1 protein-coding gene is annotated in these 271 nt (G+C 47.6%); it reads right to left on the bottom strand.

Going from position 1 to position 271, the window contains the following annotated elements; all coding sequences use genetic code 11:
• On the bottom strand, positions 1-271 hold a 271-nt coding region (locus ABFX56_RS16100), incomplete at both ends, for a hypothetical protein (RefSeq protein WP_346234366.1).

The raw sequence follows: 271 nt of genomic DNA, 5'->3' as shown, positions 1-271 counted from the left end.
CGTTGGAGCCGTCATCGTCATTACTTGTCCCCAATTGTTCATGAACGAGATTTACCAAGATTGCCCTAATTACGCCAGGGAGGATCGCGAAGAGTATAGGACTTGACTTCAGCTCTTGTTTAGTCCCGAGACCACTATCTAGAATGAGAGTAGGGATTTCTCCCATTTCCAATTCCCAGACTCCTCCCGAGAGATCCTCCATCCTAATCGGCAGAAGTGAGCGGGTAGGTAACTGCAGTTCGCCTTCGTTATAAGCTTTTATTCCTTCAGC

The sequence above is a fragment of the Parafrigoribacterium mesophilum genome (genome assembly GCF_039652555.1).
GTDB lineage: Bacteria > Actinomycetota > Actinomycetes > Actinomycetales > Microbacteriaceae > Parafrigoribacterium > Parafrigoribacterium mesophilum.
Note: the sequence above shows the minus strand (reverse complement) of the source record. Positions and strands in the feature narration are given on the sequence as shown.